We start from the raw sequence: 19,214 nt of genomic DNA on the forward strand, positions 1-19,214 counted from the left end.
TGGCAGTGGCGAGCTGCTGTTCGTCCGTCACGGCCAGCAGATCGGCGGGTATGCGCTGACTGCTGCCGGTTTCGCCGACCTGATCGGGGTCAGCATGGCTGAGCCAATTCGTCAGGTGCAGGTCGATGGCCAGCGTTTGCTGGTGCTCACCGAAAAAGGCCTGAACTGGCTGCAACTGGATGACAGCACGCTGCCGCAACTGGTACGCAGTGGCGGCGTCGAGCTGGCCGACCGTACCGGCTTCGTCCTGCAGGGCAACCGCCTGTTGAGCTGGACAGCCACGGCGGTCAGCAGCCAGTTGGTCAGCGTGACAGATCAAGGCCTGAGTTTGGGGGCAGCCACCATGCTGCCAGTGGGCGGCCAGGTCAGCCAGGTGGTATTCGATGGCGAATTGGCCTGGCTGAAAGTCAGCGAAGAACTGTACGGCGATAGCTGGCAGGCCTGGCGTGGCGGCGAGCGCGTCGGTGCACTGGGCAGCGAGCGCGAGGCCCTGGCCTTTGTGGCTGGCAAGTTGGTCAGCCTGCAAAACGCCGATGGCGCGCAACAACTGGTGGTCGAACCACTGGCTGTCGCCGCGCCAACCCGTATTGCCCTGACTGCACAAAGCGTGCGCCTGCCGTTCGGCGTGCTGGTCGGGGGCCTGCCGGCCAGCGCCGAAAACGCCCTGGGCGGCGCCGATATCAGCCTGCGCGATGAACAAGGCAACCTGTTGGCCGCGCAGCCGTTGTTCTACCAGGGTGAGCTGGACAGCTACCTGGGCGCACCGTTTGCCGCAGGCCGTGCCTGGCTGGTGGCCACCGACGCCAACCGCCTGAACCTGACCGTGCAGGACCACGCCGGTAGCCAGCAGCTGGCTATCGATGTGGCCAGCAACGGCGCACAAGCCGCCAGCCTGAGCCCAGACGACGGTGCCTTGCTGGCCGCCGGTGCGCGTCTGCCACTGGCCGCCCGTTTCGCTACCGGTGCCGATGGCAGTGGCGTACGCCTGAGCGCCGCCGGGGAAACCCAGCGTGCCGTGCTTGGCCTGCGCAACAGCTTCCATTGGTTGAACCTGCCGGCGGGCGACAGCGCCGCCCTGCAATGGCAGGACGCCGCGGGCAGCCGTGAGCTGGGCCTGCTGACCCAGGCCAACCAGCCGGGTGCCGCGCTGACCCTGAGTGGCGCCGGCAACAACCAGGTCTTTGCCGAAGGCAGCAACCTGATCCTCAGCTACCAGGTGGGCGCGGTGCCGGCCTGGGTCGAGCTGCAACTGCTGAGCTTCAACGGCCAGCCGCTGCAACGCCTGCTGGTGGCCGGCCAGCAAGGCCAGTTCAGCCTGCGTCTGCCGCAGGTCAGCGTGCAGGAAAGCTACAGCCTGCGCGCCCGTGCCTATTTCGCTGGCAACTTCCACTACAGCGAGCAGCAACTGAACCTGCGCGTGGCTCCGTCTCAGCAACTGCCACAACCGATCCTCAGCGGCCTGCCGAGCGTGCTGTTTGCCGGTAGCCAGGTGGAACTGCGCCTGACTGGCGTCGACGCTGGCCGTTATCGCCTCGCCCTGGAAGCTCTGAATGGCACCGAGCAACTGCTGGCCAGCGGCGGTGACAGCCTGTCCCTGCGTCTGCCGGCGGGCCTCAAAGAACTGCGCGTACGGGCCTTGATCGACGACGAACTGGGCAACCGCCAGGAACAACGCTGGAGCGCCCCGGTGGTGGACAGCTGGCACTTGCAGAGCGACGCCGTGCGGGTGCCGTTCGATGTGCTGCTGCCACAAGTGGGCGGTCAGTGGCTGGCCCGTGGCGCCGAGCTGCATGACGGAGGTGGCCTGCGTGCCCGCCTGGGTGGCGATATCGCCGCCATGGATTATTTGCAGCAATACCTGCTGCTCAGCGTGAAGGGTTTCGGCCTGACCCTGCTCGACCCGAACAACAACCTGCAAAGCGCCGGCACCCTGGCGGTGGCGGCACCGCTGCAACACCTGGCGGTGCAGGGCGAGCGCATCCTCGGCGCCAGCGCGCGGGACCTGTACTGGTTCGATGCCCTGGGCAATCAACTGAAAGCCACCGGCACCCAGACCCTGGGCGCCGAAGTACGCGGCCTGCTGGCCGACGGCGATGGCTTCCTGGCGCTGACCAGCGGGCAACTGCTACGCCTGTCTGCCAGCGGTCAGACCCTGGCCACCTTTACCGGTGAAGGCCTGCTCAGCGTGGTACGTGCTGGTGATTACCTGCAGGTGCTGGATAACGCCGGTCGCCTGTGGCGCCTGGATGCCGGTCTCAAAGGCACCGCGACCCAGCTGGGCGTGGGCGGTAAGCGGCTGTTCAGCTTACCCGGCCAGGTATTGGTGGTGGCGCCGCAACGCATTCAACTGATCGACACCGCCACCCAGCAGCGCGTAGGCAACTGGTCGCTGGTGGCCTCGTCGGTAGACGCCGCGCAGTGGGCCGGCGGCAAACTGTGGCTGGGCGGCAGCGAAGGCCAGGTGCTTGCACCGGTCCGTGGTGCCGACGGCTACGTCAGCCTGTACGACAGCCGCAGCGCCACCAGCCCGACCCGCGGTACCGTGGAAAGCGTGGCCCTGCGTGACGGTCAACTGATCGTGGCTGCCGACAACTTCGGCGCCCAGGTATTGCGTCAGAACAGCGCCGGCAACTGGCAATCGAGCCTGTACCCGCAAACTGCCTTTACCCAGGCCGCCAGCCGTGTAGCCGCCAGCGGCGCCACCTGGTTCCTGCTGCAAGACCAGGCCCAGCAGGTGCTGGCGCTGAATCGCAGCACCCTGAGCGCCCGTAGCGTATTCAGCAATGTGGCTGGCAGCGACTTGGCCGTGAGCAGCGATTACCTGATCGTGTCCGCCGGTGGCAGCCTGCAACTGGCTGCGCTGAACGACCTGAACAGCAAACGCAGCCTGCTCATCACTGCCCAGGAAAACCTCCGTCAACTGTCGGCCCGTGGGCGGCAGGCTGCCGTGCTCAGCGAAAGCGGCCGGGTGTTCCTGGTCGACCTGGGTAGCGACGTGCAAACCCCAGTACGCGAACTCAGCGCCCAGCTGGGTGGTGAAGTTCGCCAACTGGCCTTCAGCGGCGACTACCTGTTCTACCTGCTTGGCGACAGCGCCTGGCGCTATGACCTGCGCAACGGGCAACGCAAACAACTGCTGAGCGGCACCAGCATCAATCAGCTGTACCTGGCCGGTAACCTGCTGTGGCTGGAACAACCGCAGGCCCAGGGCGTACGCCTGGATGCCCTGGAACCGAGCACCGGCCTGGTGGTACCAGACAGCCAACTGCTGCTAGCCCAGCGCAGCACCGCCCTGAGCGTGGAAAATAACCGCCTGGCCGTCGGCCAGGGCACCCAAGGCGTGCAGGTGTTCCAGCTGCCCTACGGCCTGGGCGCCGCCGATGCCGCTGTGGTCACCCCGCTGGCCGACAGCCGCCTGCTGCCCGCCCAGGCCTTGAACCTGGGCCTGAACACCGATGGCCTGCGCAGCGCCGTCTTCAGCCTCAATGGCCATTCCGTCGGCAGCCTGAAACAGGCCCTGAGCCAGACCAGCCTGCGCCTGCCGGCCAACCTGCCGGGCGGGCAGAGCGTGGCCCTCAGCCTGCGCAGCGAAGACGTCTTTGGTGTGGTGCGCGAGTCGGTGGCGCGGGACCTGTTCCTGATGCCGGGCGACGGCGTGGCCAACCCCTTCACCGTAAGCCTGACTGCTGACGAACACTCCTGGCTGCCGTTACCGCTGATTGCCAGCGCGCAGATCAGCGGCAGCCAGCAGCCGCTGGCGCAAGTGGAATTCCTGCTCTCGGCCAGCACCAATGGCCCATGGCAGCGCGTGGCCGTACGCAAGGCCGAACCGTTCCAGGCCAGCCTGGCGCTGGACACCAGCCTGACCGGCCAATACCTCAAAGTCCGCGCCGTGGACGTGTTTGGCAACAGCGCCGAGTCGGCTGCCAAGCGCTTCTACCGCCATCAGGACACCAAGGCCCCGACCGTCAGCCTCAGCTACGAAGGCGCCGCCGTATTCCTCGACAGCAAGAAAGCGGTACGCGGCTACCCGATCACCATCAAGGCGCAGATGGCCGACACCGACGGCGCCCTCGACAAGGCCACCCTGACCCGCAATGGTCAGGTGGTTGCCGTGGCCTTTGGCAAGAATCTGCTGACGTATCAGGATGCCGCCACCACCCTGGGTGAGCAGGTGTACAACATCGAAGTCACCGACCAGGCCGGTAACCCGGCCACGGCGGAACTGCGTGTGAACGTGATTGATGATGCATTCCCGGAGGTCACCAACCTGATGCTGCCAGGCCAGATCATCGAACGCAGCACCTTTAACGTGCAACTGTCGGCCCAGGATGATGTGGCCCTGAAAGCCGTGGATCTGCTGTGGAATGGCTTTACCGATCACTACGATGTGACTGGCCAGAGCATTGCCGGTCGCAGCTTCACCGTGCAGGACAAACGCACCGAGCGCGTGGCGAATAGCGTCAGCCAGCCGTTCAAGGTGGTGCTTACCGACAGCCGTGGCCAGGTCAGCGAGTCCGCGCCGCAGAACCTGCGCGTGGTGCGTGACCAGGCGCCGAATGCCTCCGCCCTGCAAGTCGCTCTGCCGACCCGCGGTGTATACGGTGGCCTGGCACGTCTGAATCTGGGCAACCTGAGAGCCCTCGACGATACCGGCGGCCTCAGCCTACGCGTGTTGCAACGTATCGGCGATGTGCGTCAGGAATTGTTCAGTTGCCTGCGCGGCAGCAATGACTATTTCCGGTGCGCCAACAGCAATTACTGGGATAGCTACGCCCGCGATCTGCGTATGCCGGACAGCGCGCTGCCGAATGATCTGTTCCGCGTACAGGTGGAGCTGACCGACCGCATGGGCCAGCAGGTGCTGAGCCAGGACTACAACGTGGCCCTGACCCAGTCACCGAACCTGGTGCGCTTCCAGAATCTGCAAGGCAGCGACAACCCCGCGTCCGTGGCGGTACAAGGCCGGCCGCTGTACCGCGTGCAGGTGCTGGACGCTGCCGCTCGTGCGGTGCCGGATCAGCCGGTGCAGTGGCGCCTGCGTCGCCTGAGCGACGGCTATGTGGAAACCCTGGGTACCAGCAACAGTGACGCCAGCGGCTATGCCAGCTGGACCCTGAACGCCGACCGTACCCTGGGCGATTACCAACTGTGGGCCGACCTGCCACAGTTCAGCCAGATTGCCCGTGCCGAGAAGAGCCTCGCCGTAGCGGCCGGCCCGACCCGGCACTTGCTGCTGGGCTACCTGCCGGCCATGGCCGCCGGCAGCAACGCCACCCTGACCATCCAGGCTCAGGATCTGGTGCTGAACAATGTGCTCAACGACCAGGCCAGCGTGCTGCAATTGACCCTGCCAAGCAGCGAATTCCATGTGGCGCCGGGCAGCGGCATCCAGATTGGCAGCACCACCGCCAACGGCCAGACCGTCGAGCAAGTGCGCGTCACCCTCAAGGACGGCCGCGCCCAACTGAACCTGCAAGCCGGCAACACCGTTGGCCAGTTCAGCATGCCGGTGAGCAGCAACAACAACCAGATTCGCTATACCTACAACAGCGCAGGCGCTGTCAACAGTGGTGTCAGTACAGTGACCCTGGACGTACTGCCGGCCGCCGCCAGCCACCTGCGCCTGCTCAACGACCAGGGCCGCGCCCAGGCCGAAGGCGACGTACTGGCCCGTGGCGTGAAACAGGATGTGCGCCTGCAAGTAATGCTGCAGGACCGCTTCGGCAACCGTATCAGCCAGCTCGACGGCCAACCGGCCAACCTTAGTGTTGAAGCCCGTGTCAGTGGCGCAGCGGCGATTGACGGCCAGGCTGGCAGCACCACCGTGCAGCTGGTGCAGGGCCAGGCGTGGCTGGCTATCAGCGACGAAACCTTCGAAGAAGTCACCGTCAGCCTGGCCGGCCCGGTAGCGGCCTTGCCGCAGCTGAACCTGGCCAGCCAGTTCCGCATCAATTTTACCCTGCAACCGCCGGAAATCATCCGCAGCGTGATCGAAGCCCGTGATGGCACCACCTTGCGCGCCTACTTCGACTACGACGAGCCGGTGCGCCTGGACGGCGGTAACGCCATCAAGCTCCTGGAAGGCACTGCTGTGCGTAACGGCACCGCGACCCTGAGCAGCGATGGCCGTACCCTCAGTTTCGTTGCCCAGCCCGTGCTGCAACTGGGGCGCTGCTACAGCTTCGATACCACCGGCTCCGGCCTGCGTGGCGTGGCCCGCAACGACGACGTACGCGAGCAGGGCGGCCAGCTATGCGCGCCACACGTGCTCTTCAATACCGTTGGCCCGGTAAAACTGCTGGCTGGCCAGAGCTACCAGGTGCCGATGCTGCTGGCCGACAACCTGAGCTGGTGGAACATCAACAATGGCCGCGCTGAGCTGAATGGTCAGAGCCAGGGCTTCAACTGGTACTACGGCCCGACCCGTACCCTGACCGTGCCGGCCTTCTTCACCCAAGCCAACAACACAGTGGTCGACGGTGCCCTGCTGCCGCTGACCCTGAGCGGCACCCTGCCAGGCACGCCGGCCGCGCCAGTCGTGGTGGGCAATGCCCTGAGCCTGCAGGTATTCGATCCGCTGAGCGACTTCGACGGCGACGGGCTTAACAACAAACTGGAGCTGGAAACCGTCGGCCTCGACCCGACCCTGCGCGATACCAATGGCAACGGCATCGAAGACGGCGCGGAAGACTTCGACGGCGACGGCCTGACCAACCTGGAAGAGCAAGCCGCCGGTACCAAGTTGCGTGTGCACGACACCGATGGTGATGGACTCTCCGACGGCGCCGAAGTGCGTACCCACCACACCGACCCGCTGAATCGGGATACCGACGGCGACGGCCTGACCGATGGTCAGGAAGTCAGCAATATCCCAGCCTCTTCGCCATTGAAGAAAGACACCGACGGCGACGGCATTCCAGACAAACTGGAACTGGACATGGGCCTGAACCCGAGCGATGCCGGCGACGGTAATGGCGACAAGGACAACGACGGCCTGAGCAACGCCCGTGAAGTGCTGCTGGGTACCCTGATCAACAACCCGGACACCGACGGCGACACCCTCAAGGACGGCGTGGAAGTCGACCAGTTGCACACCGACCCGCTGAAAGCCGACACCGACGGCGACGGGCTGCGTGATGACGAAGACAAAGAGCCGCTGGTCAAAGATACCCAGGCGCCGACCGTAACGCTGGTCAACCCGGCCCCGGGCAAACAGCTGATCAAAGGCTTGAACCTGGTCATTACCCCGAACGCGCAGGACAACGGTCGCGTCACCAAGGTCTCGGTACGCCTGAACGGTGCCCAGGTCGCCCTGGTCACCAGCGCGCCATTCACCTATGCCATGGCCCTGCCGGCCGATGCCAACAGCCTGCGCCTGGAACTGATCGCCACCGACACCAACAACAACCAGGGCAGCAGCGGCGAGCACACCTTTGCCCTGGTCACCGACCCGCTGACCACCGTGATCGGTCGTGTCGTCGACAGCGGCAACCAACCAGTCGCCAGTGCCCAAGTGGAAGCCCTCGGCGTTACCGGCGTCACCGCTCAAGACGGCAGCTTCGTGCTCACCGGCGTACCGGTTGCGCCGGGCCATGTGCAGGTGATCGCCAATGGCGTTCTGGGCAGCCAGGGCGTGACTGCCACCTCGGCGGACGTTGAACCGGTCTGGGGCGGTACTACCGATGTGGGCAGCATTACCCTGGTATCGCCGAAGGTACGGGTTGGGTACTTCAATGCGCGCTTCAACGCCGGCCAGCCGTCGCAGCGGCTCATCATCGAACGTGCCGGCTACGAACCGGTACAGGTGAGCAACCTGGCAAGCTTCGACCTGTCGCAGATCGATATGCTGATGGTGGACAGTTCGCGGAATAACTGGGGCAATAGCAGCTACTCCAGTAATCGCGCCAAGATATTCGCTTTCGTCCAGCACGGCGGCACGCTGCTGTTCAGCGAGGACTACAACACCGGCTCCAATACTGCGCTCGTGGACGTTCCGGGTCAGCCCGCCGAGTCAGTGTGGACAGGCGGCTGGATTCGTTTGACGCCGGTGCTGCGCTGGTCCGAAGCTGGCGAAAGTCGCATCGGTTCCTGGTGGCCGTACCGCAACAGCATCTACTACGGCCATTCGTATATGCCCATGGAGAAGCTGGCGCCCGATACCGTGCCGCTCATGTTCACAGGTGCCCGCGCCGACAAGCGTGTGACCGCAATCCGCTACACTTATGGTGCCGGTCAGGTGTACTTCGGCTTTACGCCGACTGAGTCGAGCCGCCCGGCCGATAACGATCCACTGTTTACTATCTACCATCCGGGCATCTTGGTGATGATGCACGAGCTGACCCTCAAGGACAGCGATAGTGATGGCCTGAAAGACGTCTACGAATATACCAATGGCACCAGCGCCTTTGTTGCCGACCGCGATGGCGACGGCCTGCTGGATGGCTTCGAGGTCAAGTATGGCTTCAATCCGCTGGTGACTGGCGAGCAGAACCTGGACAGCGATGGCGACGGCTTGACCAACCTGCAGGAGCAGGAACTTGGTACCAACCCGCTGCGCGCCGACAGTGATGAAGACGGTCTTATCGATGGTGCCGAGGTCAACCAGCATAATAGCGATCCGCTGAGCGAAGACGCCGACCTGGACCGCGTGCTCGATGCCCAGGAAGTGCAGTACAAGTCCAGCCCGCGCAAGGCCGACAGCGACGACGACGGCATCCCGGACTACGACGAAATCAATAGCTACAGTACCCGCCCGGACCTGGCGGATACCGATGGCGATGGCCTGTCCGATTACATCGAGATCAAAGGCCCGTACGAGGATATCCTAGACCCGCGCAATGCGGCCGACGGCAAGCAGGACTACGACCAGGACGGCCTGACTAACAAGCAGGAAATCCTCGAAACCCTGACCAATCCGAAGCTCAAGGACACCGATGGCGATGGCCTGTCCGACGGCGCCGAAGTCCAGGCTGGCCTGAACCCGCTTGACCCGGATATGGACAAGGACGGCCTGCTCGATGGCGAAGACGCCGAGCCGACTGCCAAAGACCTGTTGCCGCCGGTTGTAGCGCTGACCGCACCGAGCACCGGTTCCAGCCTGGTGCATGGCCAGCAACTGCGCCTGAGCGCCAGCGCTACCGATAATGGCCGAGTCAGCAACGTCACCTTCTATGTCAACGGTGAGGCTGTCGGCTCGCTGGACAAAGCCCCGTATGCCTATGTAATCGTGGTGCCGGAGCAGGGCAGCGAACTGACCGTGGAAGTCAGCGCCCGCGACACCAATGGCAACGAAAGCCGTACCAGCGTGCAGCGCTTCGCCATTAATGCCGATGCGGGCACCCAGATGACTGGCCGTGTGGTCGATGGTAACGGCACGCCCGTAGCCGGGGCCAAGGTGCAACTGATCGATGCCTACGCTCGAAGGGAGGTAGTGCCGCAGAGCTATGTTTTCGACCAAGCTACCCACTCGAGCTACGCGGATGACACCTGGCGACAGTTGATCGATGATCAGGTCGGACGGGCTGGTTTCAACATTGACCTCGGCCAGGGCACCGCCTACGAGTGGTTGGGGTGGAACACCCAATTGGTGAACGTCGATTTCGATTTCGGCCAATCGGTGCTGATCGACACGATTAAGGTCGGCGTTACCCAAGACAATCAAAATAATGTGGTGCTGCCATCAGTGGAAGTGTTCCAACTGGTGAACAATAACTGGGTCAGTGCTGGCACTCAGGTGATACCTCAGAGTTCGTACAACAACAACAGCAACAATTCGACCAATCCTCATCGCTGGCTGGATATATCGAGCCTGAATATCCAGAGCCGCTACGTGCGTGTGGCTCTCAAAGGCACAGGCAGCTGGATCTTTGTCGACGAAATTGATTTCGCCAATAGCAGCGGAATAATCACGGACGATGCGCATGCCGCGAACACAGATAGCCAGGGCCGCTATGCCCTGAGCGCGGCCACCACCTTACTGGATCCACAGGTCAAGGCATCGGCGCTGTTCGGTGGCCAGGCCGTGGGCGCCATCAGTACTGTGTTAGAGCCGGTAATCGGAGGTACTACCACGGTGGCCGATCTGGTGCTCGATGCACAGGGGCGCCGCCCGGTGCAACCGATCCAAGAGCGGCACAAGGCCTACGATCTCTTTGACACGCGTTACAACCCTGAGATAAGCAATCGCTACTACTGGGACTTCAACACCTATTACGGCACTATCCAAAATGGTACCAATCGGGCATTCCAGCGTGCGGCGTACCTGACGGTCAGTGGCAGCAACTATTATAGCGAGCAGCACAGTTATAGGTCTCGTCAGCAGGGGCGCGAGCTAGAACTACCGGCGCAGACGATGGGCTCTCTGCAGGTGAGCCGTCGCATCTATGTGCCGGAAAACCAGAGTTATGCCCGTTATCTTGAGCTGTTCGAGAACGCCACTGAAGACGCTATCACTGTGACGGTGAGCCTCAACGGCTCCTTTTACAACGAGGGAAACCGCTCGGTCACAGCCACTTCATCGGGCGATAAGGTATTCAACGCGCAGGACCGCTATCTGGTCTCCGACGATGCCACAGACAATGGCGGTCGCACGGCTTCCGGCCTGCTGATCGGTGGTCAGATCGCGCCCCTTCAGCCCGTATCTGCCTCAGCGGATAGCGACGGCTATCGGGTCCGCTATGAGCTGACTGTGCCAGCCCACAGTCGCCGGATCATCCAACATTATCTGGTACAGAACAGCAGCCGGGCCGAGGTCAAGCGCGTGCTTGAAGCACTGTTGGCAGCTAACGTCAAAGAATCAAACCTGACCATCGAGGAGCATCGCGATATTGCCAACTGGACAACCTTGGTGGACACCGATCAGGACGGAATCGTCGATATCGATGAAGTACTTCTGGGTTTAGATCCTCTGAGGACTGATAGCGACGGCGATGGCCTCAACGATGGATTCGAACAGCGATACGGCTTTGATCCGAAAGCCAACAGTAACGAAGCGCAAGCGGATAGCGATAGAGACGGTCTGAACAACCTACAAGAGCAGGAAGCTGGCAGCCATCCGTTTATTGCTGATACTGACGGCGATAGCCTGACCGATGGCGAGGAAGTGCTGACCTGGCACTCCAGCCCGCTAACGTGGGATACCGACCTTGACCGTCTGAGCGATCAGGATGAGATCAACCGCGGAACCAATCCGAGCCTGGCTGATAGCGATGGTGACGGTGTGGATGACTATGCTGAGATCCATACCTACGGTACTGACCCGCTGAAGACCGATAGCGACGACAACGGCATACCCGACAAGTTCGAGATTGACAACGACCTTTTGAACTTCTCGGCCACCGCTGATATCGACAGCGACGGACTGGATAATCTAGGCGAGTTTCTAGCTGGCACCAACCCGCGCAACTCGGACACTGACGGTGACGAGCTGCTCGATGGCTGGGAGGTATTGGGTAGCCCGCCAAGCGATCCGAAGCTGGCTGACGGCGATGCCGGCAGCCGTCGCGATATCAACGAACGTTTCGTCGATGGTACCAATCCGAAACTGACCAGCGATGACCGTCCGAATATTGACGGCTACCGCAACGTCAACGACGAAAACAACCGTAACTGGACGTTTAACAACAGCGGCTCTGTGTCCGGTTCTACCGGTTCGGCTATCAACGCCGACCCCGCGTTCAGGCTCTATGTTGATAGCTACCAGTACGGGTACAAATACAACCACGCCACCAGCTCGGCCAACGGCCGCGAGTACCACTACGAAGCGCGGCGCATCAACAACGTGGTGGTCAGCCGCCGCGTTCTGGTACCAAGTGCCGGCGGCGCCTACGTGCGCTACTTGGAGATCATCGACAACCCTACCGCCCAGGAGCAGGTCACCACTGTGCGCCTGCAGTCTTACTACGGCGCAAACAACGACAGCCAAGTGGCAGTTGTGACCAGCAGTGGCGACGGCCAGCTGACTACCGCCGATGACTTCCTGGCCCTGCGTGACACCAGCAACGCCTCACGTCCGGTGCTGCTGCACGTGCTTGGCGGCAACGGCAACCGCCGCCAGGGCGCCAGCTATGTGAGCAACGCGGGCCGTTTGTGGCAAGCCGATTACGAGCTGCGCATACCGGCTGGCGAACGCCGCGTGATCATGCACTTCGCTACCCTGGAAGGTTCCAACGACGCGGCCATGGTCACCGCTGCCAAGCTGCGCAGCCTCAAAGGCCTGGGCCTGGACAACCTCGATGCCACGCTGGCCGGAAAGGTGGTGAACTTCTTCGCCTTCTATGATCAGGACGAAGATGGCCTTAGTGACGCTGATGAAACGCGCCTGGGTACTGATCCCGCTAATCCTGATACAGATGGTGACGGTGTGCTGGATGGTCAGGATAGTGAGCCATTGGTGGTCGATATCACTGCCCCTAGCGTTAGTTTCGCAGCGCTGCCAGCTAAGCGTCTGTATGCTGGTCAGGCACTTGAAATCACCACGATTGTTACTGATAACGGACTGATCCGTAAGGTAGAGCTCTTCCAGGACGGAGTTCTCTTAGAAACGCGCAACAGTGGTGGTGAGCAGCGATTTAACTTGACCCTGCCCAATGCTGCTCAAAGTAATCTGGTACTGCGCGCTGTTGATAGCAATGGAAACAGTACAGAGGCCAAACTAGAGATTGCTATTAAGGAAACACCTAGCATCCGCTTTAATGGTCGTGTGGTCGATTCACTTGGTCAGCCATTAATGAATATGCCGGTAAGTGCTGAAGGCGAAGGTACTGTTACCGACAGCAGTGGTCGTTTCAGTCTGAGCCTGCAGACCATAAACCGTGAAATCAATGTGTCCGCCACTGGGCTGTTTGGTGCGCAGCCGATGCGTGGCAGCAAAGTGCTGGTTATTGAGTCTTTGGAAGATAGTGTTGACCTGGGCGATATTGGTGATATTCGTCTTGAGGCCATAGGTCGGCGGGGTTTTAAACCGATCTCCGAGGATGATTTAGCTTACGAGAGTACCGGGTGGAACAGCTATCCGCAGTTGCGAAATCAACAGTTTTGGAATATTGCAAGCACGTACGGCTCAATTTCTTCCGCATCGGGCGATATTTTAGATTGGTCTCATAGTCTATCAGTTAATGGCAATGGCTATTACACGGGGACTAACCAGTACCAGCTGCGGTTAGGTGGTCAGGAAGTAACATTAGGTACTATGAATGGTGATGTTCTTGTTCATCGCAAAATATATGCTCCTGTTGGTGCCAGTTATATTCGATATCTGGATATCGTTGAAAATCCTTCCGATGAGCCTGTATCCATTCGGTGGAGTATCAGCGGTTCGTTCTATCAGGATGGACGTCGTGGCCTTATAAATAATTGGGGCGAAGATGGGTACTTGGTTTTTGGTGACGATAGGGTCGCGGGTGGTAGTGCCAATGGGTATAGCTTTGGGCTTTTGTTTGGTATTCCCAGTGGGGAATTCCAGTTGCAGGAACCGTATAGGGGTTATAACAATTACTGGACTAGCGTGGAAAATCTACTGATTCCAGCACGCGGCCGAAAAGTTTTTATGCACTATGTGGTATTGAACCAGAGTCCTGATGAGGTACGCCGCGTTCTCGAAGAGCTGAAAGACCCGCGCTTCGTCGAGTCGGGCATGACAGTGGAGGAACTGCGAGACTTGGCTAACTGGCCAACTCTTGTTGACTCAGACAATGACGGCATGCCAGATGCCGATGAAATCCCTTTAGGCCTCGATCCACAGAACCCTGATGTGGACGGGGATGCGATTCCTGATGGCCAGGATGACGAGCCAAACGTGGCCGACACCCTGCCACCTGTAATTGTGCCCAATTTGCCTGAAGGCCCGTTCTACCTAAGTGATGAATTGCAGATTCAGGCGGGCGTCACTGATAACGGCCTGATTCGCTCCGTCGAGTTGTGGCAGCACGATAAGTTGCTTGAGAGCACGTCTGTCGGCGGCGATCTGAGCTTCACTATTGGCATGAATGAACCGGGAGACCTTGGCCTGCGTCTCGTCGCCAGCGATGTCAGTGGTAACCGTAGCGAGCTGGCGCTTGGCGTAGTCGTCGAGGAGCCACCACCCACCATGCTCACTGGCCGTGTGGTCAACGCCCTTGGTCGCCCGGTTTCTGGCGTAGTTGTTTCTCTTATGGACCCGCAGGGTGAAAACTGTGGGGGGAATGGTTGTGAGGGCGGGCCTGTCGCTGCACGGCTTGCGATGGCAAGTAGCGGAGCAGCTTTCACGCAGGTATCGGATGCTAACGGCCACTTCCGCTTTGATTCATTGGCACGTCGTGAGCAATCGCAGTGGATTATCGACTTGCAGCATCAAGTATTGGGTGTGCAGTTGAGTCTCCAGCAGGTGGTCGAGCTTGAGCGTGACGGTGAGAACGATATTGGCGAACTGCAATTGGTCATGGATGACAGCGAAGTGCCTCAGCCGCTTGAAAGTGAGCTCGGGCGCCAAATTGAGGCTGGCGATATCCAGCTTATGCTTCCGCCCGGCTTTGCCTTCCCCGCTGCCAAGGTCGAAGTTTGGCCATATGAGCAGAGGTTGCGTATTGGTTCTGTCGACGCCATGCCGCTCGGTAGCAATTTCCAAGTTGGCGAGATGTATCTCAAGGAAAGCCCCGATAGCACCACACTGACATGGCTGGGCTGGCGAAGCCAGTATGCTGCTAAAGATGCTGGAACCATGACTATTCAAGTAATCCTGCATCGTGACGGGCGTATCGAGGAGCGGTTCTATGACGTGCTTGAGAGCGATTGGTACTCCCGTTACAGCCGCTTCAATACGTCCACTGATGGTGCTTCTTTCAGAATGGATGTCAGGCGTCTACATGGCTATTTAGTACAAAATGGTACGGGAGTTGAGCATTACGTAGGAACCTCCGACAACCATCTGCAGGGCAGGGTAATCAGTTATGTGCCTGCTGAGCAGAATGGCTACAAGATTGAACTCGGGTATCTGCCACGCCGCTCAGACCGCGATCAGGACGGGCTTTCCGATGCTAACGAAATGCTGTTGGGTACGAACCCGGATGCTCGAGATACTGACGGTGATGGCTTGTGGGACGGCTTCGAGTTGTACAGCGGTTTCGATCCACTTGTTGCCGAACCAGGTATAGCAACGGCCGATCCGGATGGTGATGGCCTGAGTAATCTGGAAGAACAGCAGGCAGGCTCGGATCCGCATATGGCTGACAGCGATGGTGATGGTCTGAGTGACTATGAGGAATTCCATCGCTATGGCACTGACCCCATGGCTGCTGACAGCGATGGTGACGGTCTAAATGATGCTGATGAGATAGAGCGGGGTACCAATCCCAAGAAGGCGGACAGCGATGATGATGGTCTGCCTGATGGTGTAGAAGTGCAATTCGGTAGTGATCCACTGCAAAAGGACAGCGATGACGATCAACTGACTGACTTGTTCGAGTATCTCTATGGGAATCTCGCTCCAGACGAGGACAGCGATAACGATGGTTTGAGCAACTTAGAGGAGTCCCATGCAGGTACTAATCCGTCAAGCCGAGACAGTGATGGTGATGGCTTGTCCGACAGTTACGAGCTGCGCATAAGCAAAACTTCGCCAAATAAGGTAGATAGTGACGGCGGTGGTCGCAATGATGGTGATGAGCTATTCGTAGACGGCGCCGATCCGTTGAAGCAAGGCGACGATCTTCGTGACCTGAGACAAGACGAGCAGTATTTATTTACCGAAGCGGGAGTGGGCTACCGGGTGACGGAAAGTGGCGAGGCTGGCGCGGTAGACCGTGACGGCTGGCAGCTAATTAACCAGCGTTTATTCCAGCTAAATGATTACTCTATCGGTAACGGCGATTTCGTTCGAAGCCCGGAAGGTGCGCTGCGCACCCCTTTGCGTTCTGCCAGCGATGGACTGGCAGTCAGTCGCGAATTTTACGTGCCAGAAAATGGTCGTGGCTATTTACGTGTAGTGGATCGTTTCGTGAATACAACCAATAGGCCTATGGTGGTAGAACCGCGCTATATCACTAGCCAGTCATATAACTATCAGCAAACTGCTAAGTTGAGCACGTCTTCCGGAAATGCCAACCTGGGGACAGATGACAGTTCCCTCAATTGGGTTATCAAGAAAGACGCACTCGATGCCCGTCTAATTAATGTATTTGCCGACTCCGCAGGTCGCTCTTCGCTGAATGCAGCAAGCATGCACCTATACGATGATGGGCGAGAAGCTGCAACCGGCTACCGGTTGGTTATTCCAGCAGGTGAGGCGCGCAGTATTATGCAATTTGCCGCGCTGGAACATGGACAAAGCCGCTTCAAGGATACCGAAGCGCTGTTGACCAGCCTGGGAGAAGAGGCCTTGCGCGGCATCAGCAAGGCTGAGCGCTCGCGTCTGGCCAACTTCAGTGCCTGCGAGGATACCGACCTCGACCTGCTATGCGATAGCCGTGAAGTGGCGCTGGGTACCAGCGCGAATAGCCCGGACAGTGATAGTGACGGGTTCCCTGACGAGATTGAAGTTCGCCTGGGCACCAATCCGCTATCCAGTGACGATCTGCCAGACTTCGAACTCTATGCACTGCGAAATCTCGATGGACGCAGCACGTTGTATCGCCAGCAGGGGCTGACGGGCACGCCAGAGCGACTTTCTACGTTGGCTAATCCAGTGACAGCATTCGACTTTGACGCCCAGGGCCAGGTATGGACTAGCCATCAGCGTCTTAATCCGTCTAATGGACTGCCCCAGGCCCTGATTGAGCGAGTCGATATCCTCAGTGGTGACGTGCTCGAGTCTGCAGACAATCAGTCAGACTTCGAGAACGTGATGGATATGAGCATCCAGGGCAACAAAGTCTGGGTGAGCGCGCAAACCACCGATGGCGGTTATTACCAGACACCATATACGGTGATCGGCTCCAGCCGTCATACGGATCAACAGTATGGGACTGGCATGCTTGCGCGGGAAGCATGCGGCTCTGGCATCGCCACCTTGGGTAGTCAGCCATTGTTCGTTCATGACTGCCAATTGCAGCGTATGGACTCCAGGGGCAAGGTTTATGCAGTAGCACAACTGCACTTCAGTGATGACTTTGGCACCGCTCCAAAAATCATCTCGATGGAACGTCAGCCTTGGGGCCTAGGTCTGCTCGCAGTTGTTGAAGATGAATTTCAGGGCACGGCTCGGGTTAGCTTGGCCTATGTAGATAGCGCCACTGGCGCCGTTAACCGACTGGTCGATTTGCCGGCAGGTACGCGTGCTATCGCGACCAAATGGCCAGGTCAGCATGAGCATCCGATGATTGTCGACCCATCTGGCGGCCCGCAAACTTGAAGAATTGTGAGCCATTACCAAATCACAATGGCTAAATGCTATATATAGCGCGCCATAGCCCCATTACTCACCCAAGGAGAGGAACACTCAGGATGAATATGCTGCATAAATTGGGTGTGCTCGCCGTGATGATCGCCATCGCTGGCTGCGACTCGAATTCCGATTCCATCGCCGAAGTGAACGGCCAGCCCGTTACACAAGCTCAGTTCGACGCCTACCTCAAGTTCAAGCGTGTGCCCACCCAGAATACGCAGCTGGTGAATCGCGAACTGGATGACTATCTGGAGCGCGAAGGGCTAGCCGGGCAGATTGAAGAGCAGAAGCTGCTTCCCGCTGAACAGGTGGAGGCCGAGGTCGCCGAGTTCCGTAAGCAGATGCTGATCGGTCGCTATTTCGAGGAGTTCCTCAAGGAGCGGGTAACCGACGAGGCGGTGCGTAACTACTATGCGACCAACCCTGATCAGTTCCAGGCCAAGAAGATCCATGTCGCTCACATCCTGGTACGCACCAACCCGGGGCTGAGTGAAGCCGAGCGTCAAGCCTTGCTGACCAAGGCTAGCGCCATCCATACCAAAGCCAATTCCCAGGAAGACTTCACGGCGCTGGCCAAGGAGTACTCGGAGGATCAGTTGTCCGCCCAGCATGGTGGCGACCTCGGTTGGCTGCAGGAAGGTGCGATCGATCCGGCCTTCAGTACTCGCATTTTCGCCATGAAGGCGGGGGAGCTGTCCGAGCCAATCGTCACGCCATTCGGCTTCCATATCGTCAAGGTGCTGGAAGGCCCTCAGGTGATCAAGCAGCCGTTCGAAAGCGTGGCTGGCGACATTCGCTACCGCTTGCGCCAGGAAGCCAAAGCGGCCGAACTGGAGCGGCTTAAAACAGCAGCGAAGATCGAGAAGAAGGATCAGCCCGAAGCCTCAGCCAAGGCCGACAGCGACAACGCTGAAACGCCGGGTGATAACCGTGCAGCCAGTTAAGTACGCCGTGGCAGCATTGGCGCTTGCGGTGCTGCTGGCAGGCTGCAAGGACGACAGCAAGCAGGCTTTGAGCGACGTGCCGGTGGAGCCTTCGGCCACGTTGGTGACCGTCGACAAGACGCCGATTACTCGAGCACAGCTGGAGTTGACCATCGAGCGGACCCTCGGAGAGTCGGCGCCGCTGTTCGCCAACGAAGAAGTGGAACGCAAGATTCTCGAAAGCCTGGTGAGCAGCCGGGCCATGGCGCTGCTTGCCGAGCGTGAACTCGACGCCAGTGAGCGTGAGCAACTTGATCTCAAGGCCCAGGCATACCGTGAAGAGCTGCTGGTGCGCCACTACCTGGAGGCGCACGCCAACCCCGAGCCGGTAACCGCTGAACAGGTGGCCGATTACTACAACCGCCATCAGGATGAGTTTGGCGGTGGTGTGGAGAAAAGCTTCGAGATCATCGCCAGCGACCAGGAGCTGGAGCCGGCGCAGCGCACTGAGCTGATCACTCTGCTCAGCGGTCCGCAAGTTCAAGCTAAGGACTGGCAGAAGCTGGTAGCCGACTGGCGCCAGGCCGGCAAGCCGCTGCAGTACCGGCAGAGCCGCCTGAAGCTGGAGCTGCTGGAGCAGCCGCTGCGCAGCCTGGTAGAGCCCACCGCTGCGGGCAGCATTGCGCCGCTTTATGTGGACGGGCAATTGATGTTGGTGCGGGTCACCGCCGAGCAGCAACTACCGGCCAAACCACTGGCGGAAGTAAGTGGGGCTATTCGTGAAAAGCTGGCACCCCAGGCGCTCAAACAGGTGGTTAAAAACCTGAGCAGCGAGGCGTTGAAAGCAGTGGATGTGCAGTACAGCTCGCGCTAGACGAGTGCAAGACCAGGGCCGCGCATAAGCCGGCAACAATCAGGGACGACGGCAGGGC

3 protein-coding genes (1 of these 3 running past the window's edge) are annotated in these 19,214 nt (G+C 60.0%); all 3 read left to right on the forward strand.

What is annotated here, in order from left to right:
• On the forward strand, nt 1–17,326 hold the 3' portion of the coding sequence (locus tag QYS36_RS14985; protein WP_308840237.1) for an Ig-like domain-containing protein. It extends 25,436 nt beyond the left edge of the window; 17,326 of the gene's 42,762 nt are visible here — the last part of the coding sequence; its start codon lies off the left edge, out of view; its stop codon occupies nt 17,324–17,326.
• Between the two features lie 128 nt (nt 17,327–17,454).
• Entirely contained in the window at nt 17,455–18,303 is an 849-nt protein-coding gene (locus tag QYS36_RS14990) for a peptidylprolyl isomerase (RefSeq protein ID WP_308840429.1), read from the forward strand.
• Nucleotides 18,290–19,156, forward strand: a complete 867-nt coding sequence (locus tag QYS36_RS14995) for a peptidyl-prolyl cis-trans isomerase (protein WP_308840238.1) — start codon at nt 18,290–18,292, stop codon at nt 19,154–19,156. The genes QYS36_RS14990 and QYS36_RS14995 overlap by 14 nt, the downstream gene beginning before the upstream one ends.
• Nucleotides 19,157–19,214: the final 58 nt, after the last annotated feature.

The organism is Pseudomonas sp. G34, assembly GCF_031119625.1.
Classification (GTDB): domain Bacteria; phylum Pseudomonadota; class Gammaproteobacteria; order Pseudomonadales; family Pseudomonadaceae; genus Aquipseudomonas.